Source organism: Rummeliibacillus sp. SL167 (assembly GCF_007896505.1).
In the GTDB taxonomy this organism is placed as follows: domain Bacteria; phylum Bacillota; class Bacilli; order Bacillales_A; family Planococcaceae; genus Rummeliibacillus; species Rummeliibacillus suwonensis.
In genome coordinates, this window is the sequence record NZ_VCBM01000003.1 from 164,635 (window position 1) to 186,386 (window position 21,752).

Below are 21,752 nucleotides of genomic sequence, written 5' to 3' on the forward strand. Positions count from 1 at the left end.
TTTCTCTCCTCGTATATTAGTAATAAGAAACAACTAATTTATTGGCTGCCCACAACGGGACTAAAATCGATATCATAGCTGTCTAGTGATGTTGTTAACAAATGCACGGTTATTTTCCAATTGCCAGCTATATTGATATACATACCTTTTGTTTGAAATACGCCTTGCTTTTGTTTGGGAACATCGATGTTACTTGCATCTAGCTCCGTATTTAAAGAAGTAAATGTAAGTTGCACCTTTTCAACATCAGTAACCGATTTACCTTTTGAATCCTTCAATACCACTTTAAATGCATTGACGCCCGCAATATTAGGACTAATCTGTAACGTTGCCGTATCTCCGTTATCCAGGACAATCGTTTGTTTGAAAGGTCCGGGTGATGACATAGATGTTGGTAAATTTGTTAATATTGCTGCCACCATCATAACCACCAAACCAATTCCAAATTCAACAGTTATTGTACGCGCAAGACCTTTATTGCCACGTTTTTTACTTTTCATATAGTGGAAGCCACCTAGAATAAGCATCATCAAAAACAATAAGACTTTGCCGATCAATGCCTTCCCATAATAAGTATGGAATAAGGAATAGAATGTAGGGACATATAACAAGCTGCCGTAAATCCCTGTTAATAAAATAAGGGCAGTCGCTCCTATTGCTAAAAATGAAAATCGATTGATGACATGCCAATAGCTATCTTTTTCGATTGGATCCATTGCTGTTTTACGTCTCTTTGGTAAAAGAAAAACTAAATAGAAAAGTGTTCCTATCCAAATAGATGCTGCCAATAAATGAAGGAAATCCATCGAAACAGTCATTATTTTATGCGTAGAAACAGCAGCATGGCTTGTTAAAGATTTTGTAATAAGTAAGGCTATGAAAAAGAGTATGCAAAGAGCTCCATTTTTGTATGAATAGAAAGATTTGTTTCGGCTAGCAAAATAGGTCGTGATTGAAAGCCCTACTATACATGCCATTTGGATGACCCATATAAAACCAAATGACGTTTGTTTCAATGTTTCTGTTAGCAAATCCACATTGAATGCCTCTGACCATGGTACACCTGCATCAATCTTTGTCTGCAATGGTAGATTCAACAGCAAGCTGATAAACATTCCAAGCAATGATAGCCAAATCACTTTTTTACTCCACGAACGAATGGATTGAAAAACCTCATTTTGCCTTGCTTGATAAATGAAAAGATTAAAAATAATGCCTCCGATATATAATGCTAAACTGCTGAACAAGAGCCATCGCAAAAGAATCATATCAGACTTTGGTATGTAGTTCGAAGTTTCGGCCTTCACCATACTAGAACTGTTGTGAGAGGTGCCAATGCTAAATGGGATGACACCCTGTACTGGATGACCGTCTGCTGAAACAACTTTCCATTGCATCGTATAGGACCCTTTGGGAAGTTTTTTAGTTATCTTCGTCTCAAGAATTGCTTGATTTTCCTTGTTGATCTGTGATTTCTGTAATGGCACTTTCTTTCCCAAAGAATCCAACACAATAATGGAATGAAAACCGTTTTGAAGCGATTCGTTAAATTGAATGCGAATGCTTGATGGTGAAGTAGATAAGATTTCATTCTCCGCAGGGGTTGATTCTATGACAAAAGCGTGTGCCGATGCTACCTTTGGAAATAAGGTTATTACATATATACACAGCATGAACAAACCAATTAGACTGGTTAATCGATAAAAATTATTTTTTTTACTTTTCACTGTGGACATCGGCCATCACCATTCATCCTTATCGCTCTATTTGAAAATTTTCCGTTGTCTATTGACAATATGCCACACATCCTTTCTAGCCCTCTCCTAAATCAGCAATAGCTGGTACCAAATCACTTTCATGAAAATTGATTTCCAATAAGCCCCATAGTGATTCCACTGGAAGTTAGCTAAGCCAAATGGGCATATATAGGCAGTTTATCTCCTATTTATCCTCTGTGCTGGTGACTAGAGTCTTGCTGCTTGTTATTGAGAGGTAAAACTAATTGAAAAGCAGTATCATTATATAAAACAAATGTGAAATTTGAACGAAATCTTCAAAGATAAGTAAAAAAAATAGAAGGTCTTTCAATTTTACATGAATAAATAAACTTAAAAACTTGTTCTTTGCCAAAAAATGTGTTTGACATAATGAATAGGCATATTTATTGGTAAAAGATAGTTTATCAGGCGTGTTGATTAGGAAAAAAATAGGCGATAAATTGGACAAAATTCTAAAAAAACATGTATTTTTAGCTCCATTTATGTAGATCTTCGCTGCGGCTTGCTCGAGTCCTCGAAAATGCAAGCATTTCCTTCGTGCGGTGTGATTCGAGGAAGAAAATTCAACGTCCCACGGGAAAAGCGAACAGTTGAGACCCCGCAGCGAAGCGATTGAAGGAACGGAATTGTAGTGCGCCACGTCCTGTGGCAACGACTCCGTGACCAACATCCTGTTTGCCCCCAGCATTCGCCCGCAGGAAAGCGAGCAAGCCGTAGCGGAAATCAGCGAATACACTATATTTTGTGGGGAAAGTTGGATAATCAACACGCCTGATAGTTTATTAACTCTATTTATATAGATTGAAGCGGAAATCAATAGTCCATCTATTTTTTATGTCAAGAACAAATTTTGGTGCAGTGTCTTAAACCTTTTGAAATATTTTTTGCACAGCTAGGAGGAATCATATGAAACGTATATTAATAGTAGAGGATGAAGAAAAAACGAGGACTTTACTTAATATCCACCTTCGAAGAATGTATCATCTAACACTTGTTGAGGATGGAATACAAGCCTTAAAAATAATAGATGAACAGTATTTTGACCTGATATTATTAGATGTCACACTTCCCTATATTGATGGCTGGACCGTTTGTGAGAGAGTGAGAAAACGTTTTGCAACACCCATCATTCTACTTTCAGAATATACCGAATTAGCGGATCTACTGAAAGGGTTCAAATTAGGGGCTGACGATTATATAAAGAAGCCTTTTGAACTTTTAGAATTACAAGCGCGGATTAAAGCATTATTACATCGAACAGGGCTAACACCTAGAGAACAAGATACAAACCGTGTTATTACGTATAATCATGGCACATTTGTATTAGACTTCAATCGAAGAACAGTCTCTATCAATCAACAGGAAATAGCATTAACAGCAAAGGAATTTGAAGTGTTGGGATTATTGGCAGCATCGCCACAACGCGTATTTACACGAGAAGAACTAATTGATCACATTTGGGCGGATAAAGATTTTCGAGATGTACGATCTGTAGATTCACAAATCAAAAATATCCGATTAAAATTCAAAAAAATGGATCCAGACATACAGGTTATCAAAACCGTTTGGGGATTAGGCTACCAATTTGTTTTACCTAAGCCCCAAAAATAGTGCCATATTTTATATTTTCCATACTTTCTCCACATTTTCTTCTTACTATAAGCATTAGATCGATAAAGTGAAACTCCATCAGTGGGGGTTTTCTCCATCCCCCACTGAACTAGAGGAACTCAGGTTAAGAACGCCACGTCCTGTGGCAACACCTGAGGGACCAACATCTTGTTGGCTCGAACCAATCGGACTTTTACGGTCAGTTGATCCCCCAGCTATCTTTTTCGTTTCTTTTTAAATCTTGAGATGGAGATCTTACTGCCTGTTAAAGCGGGATCAATTAAATTCGGAGAGATTGAATTTGGGAGGATGGATGATGTATGGAACATCATATGCAAAATAAAAAAGCATTGCTGATGAGTTTTGTCATTATTACAGCATTTATGATTATAGAGTTTATCGGCGGAGTAATGACTAATAGTTTAGCATTATTTTCAGATGCCGGACATATGTTAAGTGATTCGATTTCATTGGGAGTAGGCCTGTTAGCATTTAAGTTCGGGGAAAAAGCTGTAAATGACAGAAAATCATTTGGTTATCAGCGGATGGAGATTTTAGCAGCTTTATTCAATGGTGTTTTATTGATCGTCATTTCTATATTGATCATGTGGGAAGCATTTCAGCGATTCGGTAATCCGCAAGGCGTGTCAAGTAATGGTATGTTAGTTGTTGCTACTATTGGAGCCGTAGTGAATATACTAGTTGCTTGGATTTTATTGAGGGCTGATACAAAAGAGAATATCAACATACGAGCTACATTCTTACATGTATTGGGAGATTTACTCGGCTCAATTGGTGCTATTATCGCCGCTTTGCTGATCATGTATTTCGATTGGAAAATTGCCGATCCGATCGCTAGTTTAATCGTAGCACTCATCATTTTAAAAGGCGGATTCGGTGTATCAAAGGACGCTGTTCATGTGCTAATGGAAGGCACACCAGAGCATTTAGATGTAAAAATGATTCGAGAAAGGTTACTCCAAATACCTGATGTTGTAGGCGTTCACGATTTTCATATATGGAATATTACATCTGACTTTCCATCGATCAGCTGTCATTTAGTGATCTCCAGCGCTCAACATGATGTTGTTCTAAAGGAAGCGTTAACAGCATTACACGATATTTTTGGTTTAGAACATGCGACCATCCAAGTGGAAAACAAAAGTGCTAACTTAGACCAATACGAACATCATTGTTGTAATTCGTATGAAGGGTACCACGTTATTTCAAAATAATTTTGTGACAGCAAAATGATAAGATCGACGAAGCAAGATGATTGATGATACGCCCTTAAATGGCAGTTGTATTTAAATGAACGAGAAAAAGTAGGGTTCGCGCAAAGATCATGGTCTAACTCCATCAGATGAAGCACATCATTTCGGGCAATTTCTCAGATCTGAGTTCGGGGTTCAACCGGACTTGGATCTTTTCATTTTCTTTTATGTGTTTGCACAAGTCATTGAAACATTTGCCGTTAAAACAATGATTCGTTTTTCATCCATTTCCCATCTCAATGATCTCTTTAATTCTCGCTTTATAGTTCAATCTATAATAATCCTGCAAAAAAAGGGTATTAGCACAGCTGCTAACATCTTATGATTGCATTATCTTAATCGTACATTACGAATAACAAAGAAAACGATTGTGATCACATAGACGCCTAGAAAGATGATTATCTCCCAAATCCCTAAAGATAAGCGATTTCCAAGTAATACATATGTATCCTTTAATGAAAACGCTGATAATAACAAGAGTGTTTCATTCTTTATGATATTACCCATTAACTGTACATTCGCTACTTGTACTTCATTTGCTTTCGGTCCAAACCCTGGCATATGGAAATATTTTGGATGTTTTTCTAATTGATGAAGGAATATCCAAAGTGCCAATCCTAATATGGGCATAAAAAAGATAAACCATTTCTGTGCCCATGCATCAGCCTTGCCAAATACATTATAATGACTTGGCACTTGATCAGGTAAAGCTTGATAATTAGCAATGATTGCCGTAATGCAGACGCTCCAAACCATCAAGCTAATTACATTGAATGCTTGTTTCCATTTTATATAGTGATTGTTCATACCGTCACCTGCCTCCTTCTTAGAATTCAGCATTGAAGAATCCTGAAAAACTTTGATAAGAAAAAGGACTGTACATTATAGTGCGACAAACCGCCAGCAATGATTAATAGTCACCTTTTTCTTTACACTAGCATAATAATGAAAAGAAAATCCGAACAAATGTGAAATTTTAAATAGAATTTCACATTATGGTTTGGATTTTTTATTAGCTAAAATACTTTTGTCCCAACCTCTTTATTTTTTAAATACCCAAAGAAAAATTAATATCAGAAAAAGATACGCTATCATATATCTTTTTTTAAATTTAATTTTTTTAGAATAAAATAGATAGATATATATAAAACTCAAAATAACAAAAAATAATAGAAACAAATTAAATATCATATAAACACCAACTTTATTTTATCTAGATTTAACTGTGTATGCTAAAGCCCAAGTCATATTTAAAATAACGCCTTTCCCTTTATTTTTTGACTTCATTTTTTTAGCAAGGGCTCCACAATATACTCCTGTAATTCCTGTAACTCCTGCAATTGCAGGAAGCCAAAATGTTGCGGCAGCAATAGCTCCTACATCAAATGCTGCATCCTCTAATGATGAAACTGCTGATTTAGTTTGTGCATTTGAATATGTAGCTTTTACTCCCCACCAATAATTTTTAGAAGTATAACCTTTTGAAAAGTATATTACCTTTATTAGTAATAGATAAATCGTCATTAACTATTACTTGCCCACTTGCTACTTGTTTATTAATTTTTTTAAAAGATTCTTCTAACATATCTACATTATATTTAATATATATATCTTGTGAAATACTACTATCAACATATATAAAACCTTGATCATTTTTATGAACATAAGACCCTACTTCTAAAATTGAAGTTGAATATTCTTCAAATTATATAGTATTTGGTAATTCTGTAATTTTATTTGAAGAGTTTTCACTTGCATGAGCAGTAGTTGTTAAAGATCCAAAAGATCCTCCTACAGCTCCTAAAGATAGCATTGTTGTCATCCCTAAAATAAGTGTTTTTTTCATTTTTTATAATTCATCCTAATATTGTCATTTTTACTGTACATATTTAATTATAGCATAAATTACATTTAAAAATAAAAAATTGAATCTTTATTAAAATTAGGTTCCGATTTTATTTTGTTATGTGGGGGCTAGCTCCACATCGTGTACCCGTTGAAAAATTAGACTTTGCCTAATCCCATAATAGAATTGGGGCATTTGTCCCTTATGATCTTTCTTTTTGGAGAGTGTCCACCTAAAATCTTCAATTTCTGCCTTTGTCCATAATGGCTACACGTTCTTTTTTTGGTCATTTAAGTCCCTTATTGCATCCATTTTTATACATAATATACATCTTATTATACATAAAAAGGAAAACCCAGTAAAACAGCACAAAAAACGCATGGAAATATACAAAATCATACATTTTTAAAACGCGTATCATTTTCAATTTAATTGTATATACTATGTATATACTCTTTGACTTGGAGGTGATATAATGTATTCTGAAGAGCATTTAGAAAACAAAATAAGCCGAAGTAAAGGGGTTGACTACGTGTCTACAGTTACTGCACAAAAATGGGGGAACAGTTTAGGTATTCGTATTCCAAAAGATGCTGCTGATAAAATAGGAATCAACCAAGGTTCCGAAATGGAATTAAGTGTGATTGGAAGAGAAAATATCATCATATTAAAGCCAAAAAAAACACGGAAGAAATACACTTTGCAAGAACTATTATCACAGATAACTCCTGAAAATCGACACAAGAAAATTGATTTGGGTATCGAAGGACGTGAATTGATTTAATGTCAGTAGAGCCACCAAGAAGGGGAGATTTAATTGTTTTAAGCTTCAACCCACAAGCTGGTCATGAACAAGCCGGTAGAAGAAATGCTATTGTTTTATCTCCCAAAGAGTTCAATGAAGTGACAGGATTTGCAGCTATTTGTCCGATTACTAATCAAAAGAAAGGATATCCTTTCGAAGTTTCTTTACCAGAAAAAGGAATATCACTTGATAACGGTGGCTTTCCAATAACAGGAGTGGTTTTAACTGATCAAGTTAAATCATTAGATTGGACAGCACGTAATCTAAAAGTGTTAAAGAAGTACAATCCAGAAGATGCACAAATTGAAGAAATGGATGAAATAATTGAAGAATGCTTAGCGAAAATAGAAACATACTTGACATAGAGGCTGGGACAGAACTAAATGAACCTTTCCTAAAGCCGAATAATTGAACTTTATAAAATTATAATAAAAAGAAAATCCGAACAAATGTGAAATTTTAAATAGAATTTCACATTATGGTTTGGATTATTTATTAGCTAAAATACTTTTGTCCCAACCTCTTTATTTTTTAAATACCCAAAGAAAAATTAATATCAGAAAAAGATACGCTTCCTTAATGTTTAATAAAATTAATAATCCAAATAATCTTAAGATATAAAAAGTCTAAGATTTATTTATTTTTTTCAAAATATAAATTTAATCCCCAATATAATATAGGAGGATATATTAAAAATAAATAAGAAATAATATTATCTTGTTTAAAAATATTTACTGTGTATAAAGATTTAAATAAAATATATAAAATAGTAATATACACAAACATATGAAGAAGCAAAGATAGGTAGTTACTATTTTTACGACTTAGGTTTAATCCACTCAATACTTTAGTAATAAAATTTGCAGGGAAACTAAATATTAAAAATAATCCACTGCATATAATTATTAGTGTAAATAAAAGATACATGGATTGAATAATAGATTCTTGAACTAAAAATTGTTGATTTTTAAGAAAAAACGGATCTAATATAAGAACAAACAAAGCTATACTAGCTCCAGTTATAATAGCAGATTTAAAATTTTTCATAAAGAGTCTATACAATTTCCTACCTCATTTCGTAAAACATAGCTATTATTATATTATTTAACCATATATCCCCTTTGTATTGTTATTATTTTTTAAGAAGATAAATTAAAATTCTTTTGTTTAGGTTTTTATAATATTTCTATTTAACAGATTACTTAGGGCTCATGAACTATATCCGCTTATATCTTTTAATGATTAAGTTTAAAACAAAAACTTTCCATCGTTGCATCCACTTCATCCTCAGTCACCCCAATATACTTCATGGTGATGGATGATGGCGCAGAATGATTAAATAATTGCTGCAACACTGCCACGTCTTTATGTTGTTTGTAATGATGATACCCGAACGTTTTTCGCATCGTATGCGTGCCAATGTCGTCCCTTCCAAGTGCTTCTGAAGCACTCGATAGGCCTTGTGTGGTGGAAATATGAAAATATGGCTATTTGGCTATTTCCTTTCTGACTCAGGAAAAGCCACGCAGAAAGGCTCATATCGCGTGTATAGTCCTCGATCATCTCTCGGGTAGCCCTCGGAATCAAAAATCGTTTCATTTTCTTCGTTTTTTGCTCCGTAATCACTAAATGTGTTTTCCCTCGCACTTCTTGGACCGTTAAAGGCACCAGATCACTCACACGCAACCCCACATTAATTCCTAAATTAAATAAAAACAAATCTCTGGCACTCGCATATTTGGAGAGCGCCCACCGAAAATCTTCAATTTCTGCCTTTGTACGCAATGGCTACACGTTCTTTTTTTGGTCATTTAAATTCCTCATTATATCCAATTTTATACATAATATGCATCTTATTATATATCAAAAAGGAGAACTCAGTAAAACAACACAAAAAAACGTATAAAAGTATCTAAAATCATACATTTAGATACCGTTTCAAAAATGAAACGGTATCGCTATCAAAATTGTCCCTATCTTGTTTTAAGAGTACACTTTTTAAAAAGAAACTTAAAAAAAGGAATTTAAAAAAAGGAATTTAAAACAGATACATCGAAAATATACAGTAATGTCAAAGATGGAACGGAATGGTTTAGAAATGAAAAAATTAATGATATTCTTATTTTTACTATTTTTACTTGCTGGATGTACAAGTAAAACAAATGAAGAAATTAAATGGTTTAAGAGTCAAGATGAGGCCATAGATTATGGATTAAAATATGAGGAAATTCAAAAAAACGATATTTTAGAAATTATAGATTTAAAGGATGAGAATGTTGTAGTTTTTAAGTTTGACGACTCTGATGGAAAAGGTATTTGCATTGCTCATTTGATTCGCAAAGATAATCAATATCAATGGTATAGAGACTTACAAAAAGTTATTTTAAAATCAAACAATCCTAATGTAGGAAATTTAAATGTAACGGCTGATTTTAAAACTATTAAAGGACAAAAAAAATATAAATTATATATGGGAGTAGTGGAGGGATCAAACTTCACAATAAATACAGATACAGAATTAAATGTTAAACCTAAAATAGATCAAGATACCGGGATGTACTATTATATAATCCAGAATAAATAAAAATTTGTCGAACGAAAAATATGTACAAACCTCCTTTTAACATCTAAAATAGAAATTGAAATACAATAAATTGAAATGGAGGAATATTTATAAAAAAATTATAAAAAGATTGGTCGTGTCTACCTCGTTTGCGTTGGGATTATCTTTATGTTTTACATCTGCCTTTGCTGAAGAAAAAACAGATATAAAACAAGCAGAACTTTTTTATGATCCAGAATTCAATGCGGAAATCTCAGCTTACGCAAATACTGAAGAGGGCCTTGTACCTCTTACTCAAGAAGAATACAATGCCCTGAATCAAGAAAAAGAGGAACTAGAACTGGAAACTTCAGATGACTCAAGTAGCGTTAAGAATACAGATGGAATAGTCATTCCAATGGATAATTACTATGAGTATTATAAGTATTCTGAGTCGTCCGTTACTACTTACACTGGTGATCCTATCCAAGTAACATCAACGATTTCCTGTAATACATCAGGAGGATGTAGCATTTCTAAATCAGTATCATCAACAGTATCATCTTCTTATAGTGCTAATGTAAACCTTTCGGCTGAAAAATCTGCTATTAAGTCCGGAGTCTCTTATACTTGGGTATCCAGTGCTTCTGACACTAGCACATATACTTTCAGTCTTAAAAAGGGTGATAAAGGTTATATAGCATTTAAACCATCAAAAAGAAAATCATCTGGAACACTAAAAAAATACTCTAATTGGGATGGATTATTGTCTAGCAAAGAGCGGTTTATTGCAGAAATCCAATTAAGCTTAGTAATGGTGAAGCAAAAGGAGTCTATACATTTGTTCACAAATAAAAAATACCATAAAAAGAACAGTGATCAATTAGAATCACTGTTCTTTTTTGCCTATTTAAATCATCTTGAAGGGAATTTAGTAGAACAATTCCGACGAATAATGAACACAATTCAAAAGGTTCATCATCTAAACAGATGATGAATTAACCGCTATTATTGAAGCTCCCTATATTGATTTAAATAATATAGGGTAAATTGAAAATAAAAAGTCAGGACTTTAGCCAAAATCCTGACTTTTTTATCTTATTTTTTAAATAGTCTCGACCAAAAACCACCTTTATTTCGTTCGATTGTTGCTAATGTTTCTAATTCAACAATCTTAGAATTTAATTTGCGAATTTCAGCCATTAAAGCGTTGGTATCTGGTGCAGTTTCAGCTAACTTTGTTTGATGTCTTACCATAGTATCCATCTGTTCTTGCATACTCTTAAGCTCAGCGCTTTCCTTCTGGTGTTCAATCGCTTTTAAAACCATATCCTACTTGGTTTCTAAATCTCTTATAGCACCATTTTGCTAGTTAATAATTCTAATACCTGATAAAGCCCGTCACTATTGATTTCGTCGGTTGATGCGCTAGGTGATTCGCTTTGGCGCTCTGCGATTGATTGAAGTACGCTAGAACAATGAATTGACCCGTTCATTTCATGGTTTCTGGCCGTTCTAACGGATACTGATACATTAATATTGTCCTGAATTAATTTATCTGTACCAAATTTACAAATACCATTATTTTTGTTGATTCAATAAATTATTTGTTCAAGGACTAGGTATTGTTTTTTCAATAAATATTTTATAAAAATTCCTTAATATGTAATCAATATAATAGCATGTTTACACAAGCAACTACAAATAAAAGCTTCACTTAATACGATCATGATTTTTTATCCTGCTTTTATATACTAAACGTTAGCTTTTGGATCATGAACGTTAATATCAACATCTCATTCAACGTATACGATCTATTTATTGCATTTCACGCCATAGGCATATCTTCATATTCTTATTTGTTGAAATTTATTAGAAAATAAGGGGAAAAGGCTGAAAATATTTTTATAGTGCAAACCACAACTCCCAGAACCCATTACCACTTTCTCCACTCGATCACATCATTCACATAAAAACGTTCGCCAATCAGCTCTTCGCAAGCTGAAAATATTTTCTCGATGATCGTCGTGCTGGATGCCAAAATTCTCATGGTCATTCCTCTCACACTTAACATACTTACGCCAATCCTAGCCTGATTTGAAAAAGCTTCGAGCTTATCTCTAAGATCTTCCACAAAGTGCTCATTGACCTTGGGGTGAATGAAAAAAAGTGTGCCGATATGAGAATATTCTTCTAAATACATTAGCTGTTCAAACTTTTCGTCTGGCTCTAATAACAGGTGATCAAACACAACAAGCGTGTCATCAACAAAGATTTGCATTTTGGATGTGACCCTCTCATATTGAAACATCCTACCATCCTCAGCCCATCCAGGCGTGATGGTATCCGAGTAAAAGAACGTAGCAGAAGAGCTCATATGTACATGGGTTTGCTGTATAAAATTTGCGTCTTTATAAGGAATCAATGCATCTTGCTTCACAAATAATTCACTATTGTTTTTTAACGTATAATTGGTCGATTGCCTAACGCCAAAGTTTTTTGATTTATACACTTTGGTTGAAGCTTGTGTCGTAATGGCAAGGCGAGCGGATTCATGGACAGTCATATCTGTATGATACGTGTCGCCATCTACATAGCCGCCGCCAACATGGATCAAGATGAGAAGCGGCATACCGCTCGATAAGTAAAAAGGCCTTGTGATTTTGAATACCCCATCAAACAAACTATTGGTCATGATCGACTTACCGTTTTTATTTCCTACTTCTACTTGCAAATAGCCTGTATATGTCATGCTTCTAATCCCATAAGAAATACTTCACGACGGATCCATTCCACAACTTCGGCAACCCCTGTACCATCCTTTAAGTTTGTAAAAATAAACGGCTTCTCGCCACGTGTCGTAATTGTATCTCTTTTCATGATCTCCAAATCTGCTCCTACATATGGGGCTAGATCAATTTTATTGATAATAAATAAATCTGACTTGATCATCCCTTGTCCGCCTTTTCGCGGGATTTTTTCCCCTTGAGCAACATCAATGATATAAATGGAAAAGTCGACTAACTCTGGAGAGAAGGTCGCAGCAAGATTATCACCCCCACTCTCGATAAAGATCAACTCTAGATGGGGATGACGTTCATTCAATTCATCTATTGCCGCAAAATTCATCGAAGCATCTTCACGAATAGCTGTATGTGGACATCCACCTGTCTCTACCCCGATAATGCGGTCTTCTGGCAGAGCTCCATTTTTTATCAGAAACAAGGCATCCTCTTTCGTATAAATATCATTCGTAATAACGGCGATCTCGATATCCTTCATTAATGCACGCGTCAATTGATCGACTAAAAGTGTTTTTCCAGCCCCAACAGGCCCTCCAATACCAATTCGGATAGGTTCCCCCATAATTTTCATCCTTTCGTTTGATAATTCACGACATAAAAAGCCGGACAGAAAGTTGTTCATGTTTCATTTGAGCGATTTCTAACCCTGGTGCACAACCTCCAAAGTCTTCTTCTTTTGCATGTAAAATCGTTTCTGCTTGCTTTCTTAAAAACGGCTGCATTTCCAGTAATATTTTTTGTCCATCCGTTTGTCCAAGTGGGATACCTCTTACTCCATTTTGGATAAGCGAGGATATCGTCGTAAATAAATAAACAGATAGCGTTGTCTTTAGATCGATTTCCAACGCCTCGCACACAATAGCAAAAACGATCGCACTATGACCATGTCGTTCTTTTTGTTTTATTTTCGACTCATATAGTTGGAGCAATTCGATATCATAAAGTGCATTCATCACTTTGGCTAATTGCCGCCCGATTCGTTTATTGCCTTCTCTAGTTTCTTTCGCAGCACTCAATGCATATAAGGCTTGATCAAGCTCCCATACTTTTTGGAATTGATTTTCTTGAATCGCTTCATAGGCTAATCGGCAAGCCAAACCATCTGTATAAATGCATTGACTATAAACATATTGCTTTAACGCATATAAAAATGACTCCTTATCGGTCATTTTATCTTCTTGAATATACGTTTCTAGCCCAAAGGAATGCGAAAAAATCCCTGATGGAAAATTGGAATCACAAATTTGCAGTAATTGAAACAGTCGATCAGTCATGGGCATGACCTATATGTTTAAAGGCTTTCTTCATTTTACGGTTTTCTCGAGCAAACGGAATTTCTAAATCTTGCAATAGCTTTTCTACCAAATAATCATATTGAACGATCATTTCATCATTCTCAAATTGTGCGGGTAAATGGCGATTGCCAAGCTGATGAGCGATATTACCCATTTGCGTTAGACTGGTGGGTTTAATGACAAGAACATCATCCGCTAACACACTAATAATGATTGTATTTTTTTCGTCCTGATATAAAATATCTCCATCCTTTAGTACGATTCCTTCTTTTAGACGAATGCCTAATTCGTTGCCATGATCGGATTTTACTCGCAGGATTTTCTTTAGCAGATCGTCACTTCTTACATATATCCGTTCGATATGCGTTGTTGGTTTATTGAGTTCATGAATATTTCCCACTACTTTTTCAATTATCATCTGGATCACCTCAAAATAAAAAATATCTTTGCGCTAAAGCAACCTTTGCATCTGGTGCACATGTGATTAGTTCACCATTTACCTTCACCTCATAGGTTTGCGGGTCCACTTCAATATTGGGTGTTTCACTATTAAATTTCATATCTTTTTTTGTTAATTGGCGCGTATTATGGACAACAGCGATCCGCTTCTTCAATCCCAGCTTTTCATGTATCCCTAATTCATAGGCTGCCTTTGAAAGAAATGTAAGTGATGTCGTATACTTCGCCTGTCCAAAGCTGCCAAACATCGGGCGATAGATCTCTGGCTGCGGGGTTGGAATGGAAGCGTTCGGATCGCCCATCACACTCCATGCGATCATGCCGCCTTTGATAATCAATTCTGGCTTAACGCCAAAAAAGGCCGGCTGCCATAGTACAAAGTCCGCTAATTTTCCTACTTCTACCGAACCTACATAATCAGCTATTCCATGAGTAATCGCAGGATTGATGGTGTATTTCGCTATATATCTTTTGACCCTTGCATTATCATTTGTTTCTCCAGCAACAAGTTCCCCACGCTGACGTTTCATTTTGTCCGCAGTTTGCCAAGCTCGGATGATGACCTCGCCCACTCTTCCCATCGCCTGAGAATCAGAGCTGATCATACTAAACACCCCAAGATCATGAAGAATATCTTCTGCGGCAATGGTTTCCTTTCTAATTCTTGAATCGGCGAACGCCAAATCTTCTGGAATGGATGGATCTAAATGATGGCAGACCATCAGCATATCTAAATGCTCTGCAATGGTATTGACAGTAAATGGTTTCGTTGGATTTGTTGAAGAAGGGAGTATGTTTGGAAAAGATGCAGCTTTCATAATATCTGGTGCATGCCCGCCTCCAGCCCCCTCTGTATGGTAGGTATGAATCACACGTCCATTGATGGCACGAAGCGTATCCTCTACGAAACCGCCTTCGTTGAGGGTATCAGTATGTATAGCCACTTGAACATCATATTGATCAGCAACGGATAATGCAGTGTCAATATTGGAAGCTGTTGACCCCCAATCCTCATGCAGTTTTAAACCGATCGCACCAGCCTCTATTTGCTCAATAAGTGCTTGCTTACCAGAAGAATTCCCCTTTCCTAAAAATCCGATATTCATCGGAAATGCCTCCGCTGCTTTTAGCATATTGTGTATATTCCATTCTCCCGGTGTACAAGTCGTTGCATTTGTCCCCGTTGCAGGACCTGTTCCGCCGCCAATCATCGTTGTAATACCTGACTCAGTCGCTGTTTGAATTTGCTGCGGGCTAATAAAATGGATGTGGGTATCGATTCCGCCCGCTGTTAAAATCATTCCTTCTCCCGCGATGACCTCGGTCGATGCACCAATCACTATGTCGATATGGTCCATTAATAGTGGGTTGCCTGCCTTGCCGATTGCTGCGATCATGCCATCTTTCACACCAATATCCGCTTTATAGATCCCGGTATAGTCAATAATCAGTGCATTCGTTATAACAACATCGACTGTCTCAGATCGTAACGCTAGTGGATGCTGCCCCATCCCATCTCGTATTACCTTTCCGCCGCCAAACTTTACCTCATCACCATAAGTGGTATAATCTTTTTCAATTTCAATAAACAGTTCTGTGTCGGCTAATCTTACTTGATCGCCTACAGTCGGTCCAAACATATCAGCATATTGCTGGCGAGACAGTTTAAAACTCATGTTTATTCCTCCTTATCTAACACACCATTGGTCAAATTATTCAGACCATACACTTTACGCTCGCCCGAAAATGGAATCAGCTGCACCTCTTTGCTATCTCCTGGTTCAAACCGCACTGCCGTACCTGCTGGAATATCTAGCCTCATTCCAAATGCCTTTTCCCGATCGAAATCAAGCATTTTATTAATCTCATAAAAATGAAAGTGGGAGCCAATCTGTACAGGTCTATCTCCTCTATTTAATACCTCTATTTGAATAGATAGCTTTCCTTCGTTACAAATAATAGGGGCTTGTTTTAATTTATATTCACCTGGTATCATCTTCCACCCTCTCTTCTATAGTCTTATTGAATTGGGTCATGCACGGTTACTAATTTAGTCCCATCAGGAAAGGTCGCCTCGACTTGAATATCCGAGATCATCTCGGGTATCCCCTCCATGCAATCTTCCCTTTTTAAAATATGCCTGCCATATTGCATAAGCTCTGACACCGATTTTCCATCTCTCGCTCCTTCCATGACCTCATACGTAATAATGGCAACTGCTTCTGGATAATTTAATTTCAATCCCCGCTTCATACGTCGCCTTGCTAAATCATTTGCCAGTACGACCATTAGTTTTTCCTGCTCTCTTGCTGTCAGCTTCATAAGTTCATCTCCCTACATACACAGCAGAATGTCTTTACCAAATCCTCCTCCCTTATTGATACGTATATGTTTTCTGCCATCATGATTTCTTTATACAAATGTAGTAGTCACACGATAAATAAGTGAATTTTCAAACTATTTGTTTTATACTGCTTTTCAAGTGGAATCAAGTAAAATTTGCAATGATAGTGGTTGTCTATCAGAATAGTTATTTTTTTAAAATTTATACGAGCATATCTCTCTTATATAATTGGATAATCGATAGTTAAATTCCTTCTATTTTAAAAACAATATGTACTAGGCAACGGTCTTTACTGGGCATCCAACAAAATATTTAAAGTGTTACTACTCATATGGTGAGTTCCACATCTGGTATAAGATTGATGAAACTTCCAACTTCATGATGAAATCCTTTAACATATTACCTTTTAAATTTACATAACAGGCGTATTGATTATCCAAATTCACCCACAAAAGTACAGAGTATTGCTGATTTCCGCTATGGCTTGCTTTTTCCGCAGGACATTGAATTTGCTTCACCGAATAAACATCATACAAAGAAAATACACATGCATTTTCGAAGAATCGCTGTCCTTCGCTCCACAATTATCAAAATAAATGTTCGTGTTTTTCAAGAAGAAAATGATTTATGAAATTGATTCTGAAATGTTTATTTAAATTACTCTTAATAATTCTATATCATTAAAATATGTAATTTTAAAAAAATTTTACATTTTATATTCTTTTTACTATAATAAACTCATAATTCTAATAATGAAAAGAGGTATAAATTATGAATAAAAAAATATTAGTTTTTGTTCTATCATTTGCTATATTTATAGGGATGAATACAAATAACGCTTATGCTAGTACAAATAATGATTCTGTTGAGGAGGATAATTTAAAAGAAACCCCTAATAATGTAAATTTAGAAAAAGGTGAAATTAATAAAAATATTCCATTAGCCAAGACACAAATAAGAAAAATTTCTGACGATCCTAATTATTTAAAAAAACAAAAATTCAACTTTTTTGGTAATACAATAACTCCATTTGGAGCGGGTCAATGGGATTATATTGGAGAAGACACATTTAAATCTCAGTCTAAAATTTTTCACTCAGGTGGAGGAGATCTAATGATTTATATTGAACAACCGTATGGAGGTCTTTTAGGCTCTAAATGGTGGTATAAATTATATGAAAAAAGCCCTACATGGGAATCTGTAGTTTCGTCATTTTACTTAGAAAATGAAGCAGGTGCGTATGAGGTGGTTTTTGATGTTAGAGATTGGGTTGATGGAGATAATAAAAAAGCTGAACTATATCTAAGTAAATTGTTTTATCCAACAGAAAGTGTCTATACCATTTGGTTAGATTAGTTAAAGGGTTTAAAAAATGGAACTTAGACACACCCTTTTGAAACTAAAAAACCGTATGAAATCAAGATTTATAAATCTTGATTTCATACGGTTTTATTTTCAGGATTTGTACTAAAATCAATTAGTTTTTAACTTACATCTCAGCCTCATTTTATTTTTGTCACCGATTCGAGTAAATTCCGTCTAATACTATAGAGCGATTATAAAAGGAGATGAATCGTTTGGATTTAGAAGAACAAATTTCAAATTGGTATGAAGAATTTGGAAATAGCATATTTACATATATTTATTTCAACACCAAAGATTACTACTTAGCAGAAGATATACTTCAAGAAGTATTTATAAAAGCATATAAAAATTACGGGGAATTTAAGGAGAAATCAAGTTTGAAAACATGGATTTTTACAATAACTCAAAATACGACTGTAGATTATCTTCGAAAGAAAAATATTTTTAAGTATTTTAAAGAACTCACATTCAATATACAAGACACACAACCATTGCCAGACGAAGTGGTTCAATTGAATGAAAACGAAATGCAATTGTACTATGCATTACAAAAAGTTAAATTGGACTATCGTCAAGTTATACTATTAAGAAAAATTAAGGGTTTTTCAACTAAAGAAACGGCTAGTATATTAGGATGGTCCGAAAGTAAGGTAAAAACAAATTTAAAAAGAGGTTTAGAACAATTAAAAGAACAGTTGGTTAGAGGAGGATTCAATTATGAAGAAATCCAACGATATAAATAAACTAAATACAAATTTAGAACACTTTGAATTGCAACTAAAGCCAAAAGTTCGTGAGCAGCAAAAAGGAAAGATTATTTCTGCTATTAAAAAGAGAAAACCTACAAAAAAGAAAAACAAATTAAAAATAAGTCTGGTTGTGAGTATCTTACTTTTAATCATAACATCTCCTCTATATTCCTCTACAGCTGCCAAGTTTGTAGAAAAGATAATCCCTATTAATATCAATAATGACAAGCAATCAAGAATAGATATAAATATCATTAAACTGATAAAGCAATCGGGTTACGACTTTGAAAGTGTGAATATATCGCCAAACCCGTTCACACTTGGAATTGTACTTACTCCGTCTGAAATTAATTTAGAAGAAAAAAAGGAAGTTTTATTACCTAAGATTCATGAATTCTTAGAAAAGGAACATATTGATGATTATAAAATCAACATTAGTGAAAAGAAAACCATGAAGGAAAAGAATATAAGTATCAAAAACAAAAGCACCACAGTGAAACCTACTCAAAATATTCAATGGCCTAAAATCGTCAGTCATATATATATTGCTTTAGGAGGGAAAAAAACTTATCAAATCAAAAGCATAAGCTACAGTAAGGAAGAAAATGCTGTATTGATTAAAATATATACCAAATTAGGTAATAACAAAGATTCACTAATTAAAGTAAATAATATGGAAAAAGCCCTTAAGGAATATTTTTCAAAAGAATCTACTAAGAAAATGATGAAAAGCTCAAACTACAAATTACGCATTTATAGTGATGAAAAAGATATATTAAAAGAAATAAAGGGATGATATTTATCAATAACCGTATAGAAAGGAGAAATCATGATGAAAAATAAGTACAATAAATATATTCAAAATCTTTATAGGAAACGATTACAAGAAAAGAAAGAACTAGAAAGAGATTTTGTAATAATACTGCTTTTATTGTTATTTATTGGTGTGGTAATTATTATTGGTAATTACATTGGGGATCCATAAATAAAATTTTTAATCACTACTGGTTACGAATTATACAGATAATGAAAAAAGAGAATTCCTCTTCCCAATGTTAGAATATTCACCGAGCTCGTTCAGCAACTAAATATCACCTTGAATCACTACTTTTATATACACATAAATATAATTTTCAGCACAGATGCATGAAAGAACACCAATATTAATAAACGTATTTTACATTTTTGTTTATAATAGTATATAGAAAAAGGAGAATGTAAACGGAGGGGAGATTCGGTTTAATATCTGTACTTATCTTCGTAATTTCAGCCTCAGTTTATGTTGTTTTAATGTTTAAATTTAAGTACCTCTTTAAACAAATATAACTAATGAGTAAGGAGTGGGAATATGTATACATTATTCCAATACATCGCAATATATTTGACGCCTATCTTAAGTATTGTGTTCTGTATAAATCTAGTATCTATATTAAAAAAGGTGAATAAAAATGAAGAGATTTTAAAAAACACTTTATGGCTATCTATATCATTTTTATTGATCATATGGAGTATGGCTTATTTATTAGCATTTAGCCAAATAGAAGGTTAATGCAAAAGTATTTCAGTAGCTAGAAATCCAAACCAATTTAAAATTCCACTTAGGATTTTAAATTAGTTTAAATTTTTTTATTCTATAAAGGTAAATTATTCGGTTTATGAAGATCTAATTTATTTTTACATCCTTTTAGTGAGGATTTTTATGATCAGATACTCTAAGTTATAAACAACTAATTTTAAAGGGAGATGAAACTATGGAAAAAGGATATGTTATTTTTGGTGGAGTAGCTATTTTAGTAGGTATTATTATCCTCTATTCTACTGCCATTTTTACGGCTAATTCTGAATTAGTTCATGGTATAGAGGCTGTTGCTCTAAAAGATTACAGGTTTACTTATTATGCAATTGCGTGTTTTATTTTGGGTGTAATCTCAATTTTAATAGGCTTTATCAATTCTTTAAAATTAGGTAAAAAATAGAAATAAAAAATTACAATATCAAGTTAGACACTTATTTTTAATACATCCAGGACCGTAAATTGATGAATGCTAATCTAGAGTATGTATTAATTCAGATGTCACCATTGTTATTAAAAACCCTTGAAGCCTCTGGTAATGCAGTACAGCCATCGTAAAAAAATCGCCACTTCCACAATTGGTTGAGGAGTTAGTTTCATTCGTGATATGACGCTTCTTTGACCTCTGACTTTCTATATTCTATGGCTTGATTTCCTCATTCATCCATTTAAATTAATAGATGTTTGAATATCGTAAAAATTCGGTTGCTCCCATAAATACTACTCGATATACAGTTTCTCAAATTACCTACTCAACAAAGTTATTTTTATACTGTATTGATACAAATGCACTTTAGATATTATTCAATTGATATACAACGGTAGCATGATATATACTAATTAATTTATCTATGATATATTATTAAAAAAGGAGGATAATGTATGAAAAGGAATATAATTATATCAATATTAATTGTTTGTTCCAGTATTATTGTTTACTTAATTATTGCTGGTAATTTTTTAAGCTCTGTAAATTCACTTGGTCTGATAATTGTTTCTTTATTGGCTTTTACAATTAGCCTATTAATAGATATTAAGGGAGAAATTAAAAAAAAGAACCTTTAAAAAGGCAAGAACCGCATTATTTTAATATATGGAAGGTTAGTATAATCACAAACGGATTTATAGTGGAATTGATTATCTTAATCCAGATGAATCCGAAAAGATATGCCGACTTTCAGCGTAATAACTAAGGCAAACGATTAACCCCTACCCATATTTTGGTGCGCAACTTCCATGAATGATTCGCTTCACATCCCAAGTGGGTGGTATTAGGACTTGACTAAAATCAGGATAAATATGTGCAT

26 protein-coding genes are annotated in these 21,752 nt (G+C 34.0%); 11 read left to right on the top strand and 15 right to left on the bottom strand.

Annotated features, from left to right (window positions below; translation table 11 throughout):
* Positions 1 to 38 precede the first annotated feature (38 nt).
* A complete protein-coding gene (locus FEZ13_RS14150; protein WP_146553219.1) occupies positions 39 to 1,736 on the bottom strand; it encodes a copper resistance protein CopC in 1,698 nt (565 codons plus the stop codon).
* A 948-nt stretch (positions 1,737 to 2,684) separates the two neighbouring features.
* On the opposite strand from FEZ13_RS14150, the gene FEZ13_RS14155 reads away from it, so the two are divergent.
* Together FEZ13_RS14155 and FEZ13_RS14160 are read left to right on the top strand one after the other, a co-directional pair.
* On the top strand, positions 2,685 to 3,389 hold the full coding sequence (locus FEZ13_RS14155; RefSeq protein ID WP_146553220.1) for a response regulator transcription factor: 705 nt from the start codon (positions 2,685 to 2,687) through the stop codon (positions 3,387 to 3,389).
* Positions 3,390 to 3,709: 320 nt separating this feature from the next.
* On the top strand, positions 3,710 to 4,624 hold the full coding sequence (locus FEZ13_RS14160; RefSeq protein WP_146553221.1) for a cation diffusion facilitator family transporter: 915 nt from the start codon (positions 3,710 to 3,712) through the stop codon (positions 4,622 to 4,624).
* Positions 4,625 to 4,993: 369 nt separating this feature from the next.
* On the opposite strand, the gene FEZ13_RS14165 is transcribed toward FEZ13_RS14160, so the two are convergent.
* The 3 genes from FEZ13_RS14165 to FEZ13_RS19640 form a co-directional block, all read right to left on the bottom strand.
* On the bottom strand, positions 4,994 to 5,470 hold the full coding sequence (locus FEZ13_RS14165) for a DUF1648 domain-containing protein (protein WP_186725931.1): 477 nt from the start codon (positions 5,468 to 5,470) through the stop codon (positions 4,994 to 4,996).
* A gap of 402 nt (positions 5,471 to 5,872) precedes the next feature.
* The gene (locus tag FEZ13_RS14170) at positions 5,873 to 6,187 is read right to left on the bottom strand and encodes a hypothetical protein (RefSeq protein ID WP_146553223.1); all 315 of its coding nucleotides are present in this window, start codon (positions 6,185 to 6,187) and stop codon (positions 5,873 to 5,875) included.
* Between the two features lie 181 nt (positions 6,188 to 6,368).
* Positions 6,369 to 6,509 (bottom strand): hypothetical protein, encoded by a 141-nt coding sequence (locus FEZ13_RS19640; RefSeq protein ID WP_186725932.1) that lies wholly within the window; start codon positions 6,507 to 6,509, stop codon positions 6,369 to 6,371.
* 475 nt (positions 6,510 to 6,984) lie between these two features.
* Here FEZ13_RS19640 and FEZ13_RS14175 point away from each other — a divergent pair, with 475 nt between their 5' ends.
* Both FEZ13_RS14175 and FEZ13_RS14180 read left to right on the top strand, forming a co-directional pair.
* The gene (locus FEZ13_RS14175; protein ID WP_146553224.1) at positions 6,985 to 7,293 is read left to right on the top strand and encodes an AbrB/MazE/SpoVT family DNA-binding domain-containing protein; all 309 of its coding nucleotides are present in this window, start codon (positions 6,985 to 6,987) and stop codon (positions 7,291 to 7,293) included.
* Entirely contained in the window at positions 7,293 to 7,679 is a 387-nt protein-coding gene (locus FEZ13_RS14180) for a type II toxin-antitoxin system PemK/MazF family toxin (protein ID WP_146553225.1), read from the top strand. Before FEZ13_RS14175 ends, FEZ13_RS14180 begins: the two co-directional genes overlap by 1 nt.
* A 268-nt stretch (positions 7,680 to 7,947) precedes the next feature.
* On the opposite strand, the gene FEZ13_RS14185 is transcribed toward FEZ13_RS14180, so the two are convergent.
* The 3 genes from FEZ13_RS14185 to FEZ13_RS20180 all read right to left on the bottom strand — a co-directional run bounded on the left by FEZ13_RS14185 (position 7,948) and on the right by FEZ13_RS20180 (position 9,006).
* Positions 7,948 to 8,376, bottom strand: coding sequence for a hypothetical protein (locus FEZ13_RS14185; protein WP_146553226.1), 429 nt, complete (start codon positions 8,374 to 8,376; stop codon positions 7,948 to 7,950).
* A 173-nt stretch (positions 8,377 to 8,549) separates the two neighbouring features.
* Positions 8,550 to 8,720 carry a site-specific integrase gene (locus tag FEZ13_RS20175; RefSeq protein WP_255473182.1) on the bottom strand — a complete coding sequence of 57 codons (171 nt, stop codon included), beginning with the start codon at positions 8,718 to 8,720 and terminating at the stop codon, positions 8,550 to 8,552.
* Positions 8,680 to 9,006 carry a site-specific integrase gene (locus FEZ13_RS20180; RefSeq protein ID WP_370467715.1) on the bottom strand — a complete coding sequence of 109 codons (327 nt, stop codon included), beginning with the start codon at positions 9,004 to 9,006 and terminating at the stop codon, positions 8,680 to 8,682. The genes FEZ13_RS20175 and FEZ13_RS20180 overlap by 41 nt, the downstream gene beginning before the upstream one ends.
* Before the next feature lie 406 nt (positions 9,007 to 9,412).
* Here FEZ13_RS20180 and FEZ13_RS14195 point away from each other — a divergent pair, with 406 nt between their 5' ends.
* Both FEZ13_RS14195 and FEZ13_RS14200 read left to right on the top strand, forming a co-directional pair.
* The gene (locus FEZ13_RS14195) at positions 9,413 to 9,898 is read left to right on the top strand and encodes a hypothetical protein (RefSeq protein WP_146553227.1); all 486 of its coding nucleotides are present in this window, start codon (positions 9,413 to 9,415) and stop codon (positions 9,896 to 9,898) included.
* Positions 9,899 to 10,013: 115 nt separating this feature from the next.
* Entirely contained in the window at positions 10,014 to 10,850 is an 837-nt protein-coding gene (locus FEZ13_RS14200; RefSeq protein ID WP_146553228.1) for a hypothetical protein, read from the top strand.
* A gap of 104 nt (positions 10,851 to 10,954) precedes the next feature.
* On the opposite strand, the gene FEZ13_RS19645 is transcribed toward FEZ13_RS14200, so the two are convergent.
* From FEZ13_RS19645 to FEZ13_RS14235, 8 genes are all read right to left on the bottom strand, one after another.
* The gene (locus tag FEZ13_RS19645) at positions 10,955 to 11,122 is read right to left on the bottom strand and encodes a hypothetical protein (RefSeq protein WP_222434427.1); all 168 of its coding nucleotides are present in this window, start codon (positions 11,120 to 11,122) and stop codon (positions 10,955 to 10,957) included.
* Positions 11,123 to 11,792: 670 nt separating this feature from the next.
* A complete protein-coding gene (locus tag FEZ13_RS14205; protein ID WP_146553229.1) occupies positions 11,793 to 12,608 on the bottom strand; it encodes an urease accessory protein UreD in 816 nt (271 codons plus the stop codon).
* Positions 12,605 to 13,222, bottom strand: a complete 618-nt coding sequence (gene ureG / locus FEZ13_RS14210) for an urease accessory protein UreG (protein ID WP_146553230.1) — start codon at positions 13,220 to 13,222, stop codon at positions 12,605 to 12,607. The genes FEZ13_RS14205 and ureG overlap by 4 nt, the downstream gene beginning before the upstream one ends.
* A gap of 25 nt (positions 13,223 to 13,247) precedes the next feature.
* Positions 13,248 to 13,934, bottom strand: a complete 687-nt coding sequence (locus tag FEZ13_RS14215; protein ID WP_146547667.1) for an urease accessory protein UreF — start codon at positions 13,932 to 13,934, stop codon at positions 13,248 to 13,250.
* Positions 13,927 to 14,373 (bottom strand): urease accessory protein UreE, encoded by a 447-nt coding sequence (ureE, locus tag FEZ13_RS14220; RefSeq protein WP_146553231.1) that lies wholly within the window; start codon positions 14,371 to 14,373, stop codon positions 13,927 to 13,929. The genes FEZ13_RS14215 and ureE overlap by 8 nt, the downstream gene beginning before the upstream one ends.
* Before the next feature lie 10 nt (positions 14,374 to 14,383).
* The gene (ureC, locus tag FEZ13_RS14225; RefSeq protein ID WP_146553232.1) at positions 14,384 to 16,090 is read right to left on the bottom strand and encodes an urease subunit alpha; all 1,707 of its coding nucleotides are present in this window, start codon (positions 16,088 to 16,090) and stop codon (positions 14,384 to 14,386) included.
* Between the two features lie 2 nt (positions 16,091 to 16,092).
* Positions 16,093 to 16,410: an urease subunit beta gene (locus FEZ13_RS14230; protein WP_146553233.1), complete on the bottom strand. Its 318-nt coding sequence runs from the start codon at positions 16,408 to 16,410 to the stop codon at positions 16,093 to 16,095.
* 23 nt (positions 16,411 to 16,433) lie between these two features.
* Entirely contained in the window at positions 16,434 to 16,736 is a 303-nt protein-coding gene (locus FEZ13_RS14235; protein WP_146547663.1) for an urease subunit gamma, read from the bottom strand.
* Between the two features lie 793 nt (positions 16,737 to 17,529).
* On the opposite strand from FEZ13_RS14235, the gene FEZ13_RS14240 reads away from it, so the two are divergent.
* The 5 genes from FEZ13_RS14240 (at position 17,530) to FEZ13_RS14255 (ending at position 20,848) form a co-directional block, all read left to right on the top strand.
* Complete coding sequence (locus FEZ13_RS14240) at positions 17,530 to 18,114, top strand: hypothetical protein (protein WP_146553234.1); 585 nt, start codon at positions 17,530 to 17,532, stop codon at positions 18,112 to 18,114.
* Between the two features lie 221 nt (positions 18,115 to 18,335).
* Positions 18,336 to 18,866, top strand: a complete 531-nt coding sequence (locus FEZ13_RS14245; protein ID WP_146553235.1) for an RNA polymerase sigma factor — start codon at positions 18,336 to 18,338, stop codon at positions 18,864 to 18,866.
* Positions 18,841 to 19,668 carry a hypothetical protein gene (locus FEZ13_RS14250; protein WP_146553236.1) on the top strand — a complete coding sequence of 276 codons (828 nt, stop codon included), beginning with the start codon at positions 18,841 to 18,843 and terminating at the stop codon, positions 19,666 to 19,668. Before FEZ13_RS14245 ends, FEZ13_RS14250 begins: the two co-directional genes overlap by 26 nt.
* Positions 19,669 to 19,704: 36 nt before the next feature.
* A complete protein-coding gene (locus tag FEZ13_RS19650; RefSeq protein WP_186725934.1) occupies positions 19,705 to 19,857 on the top strand; it encodes a hypothetical protein in 153 nt (50 codons plus the stop codon).
* Positions 19,858 to 20,623: 766 nt separating this feature from the next.
* Positions 20,624 to 20,848, top strand: a complete 225-nt coding sequence (locus tag FEZ13_RS14255) for a hypothetical protein (protein WP_146547660.1) — start codon at positions 20,624 to 20,626, stop codon at positions 20,846 to 20,848.
* Positions 20,849 to 21,752 lie beyond the last annotated feature (904 nt).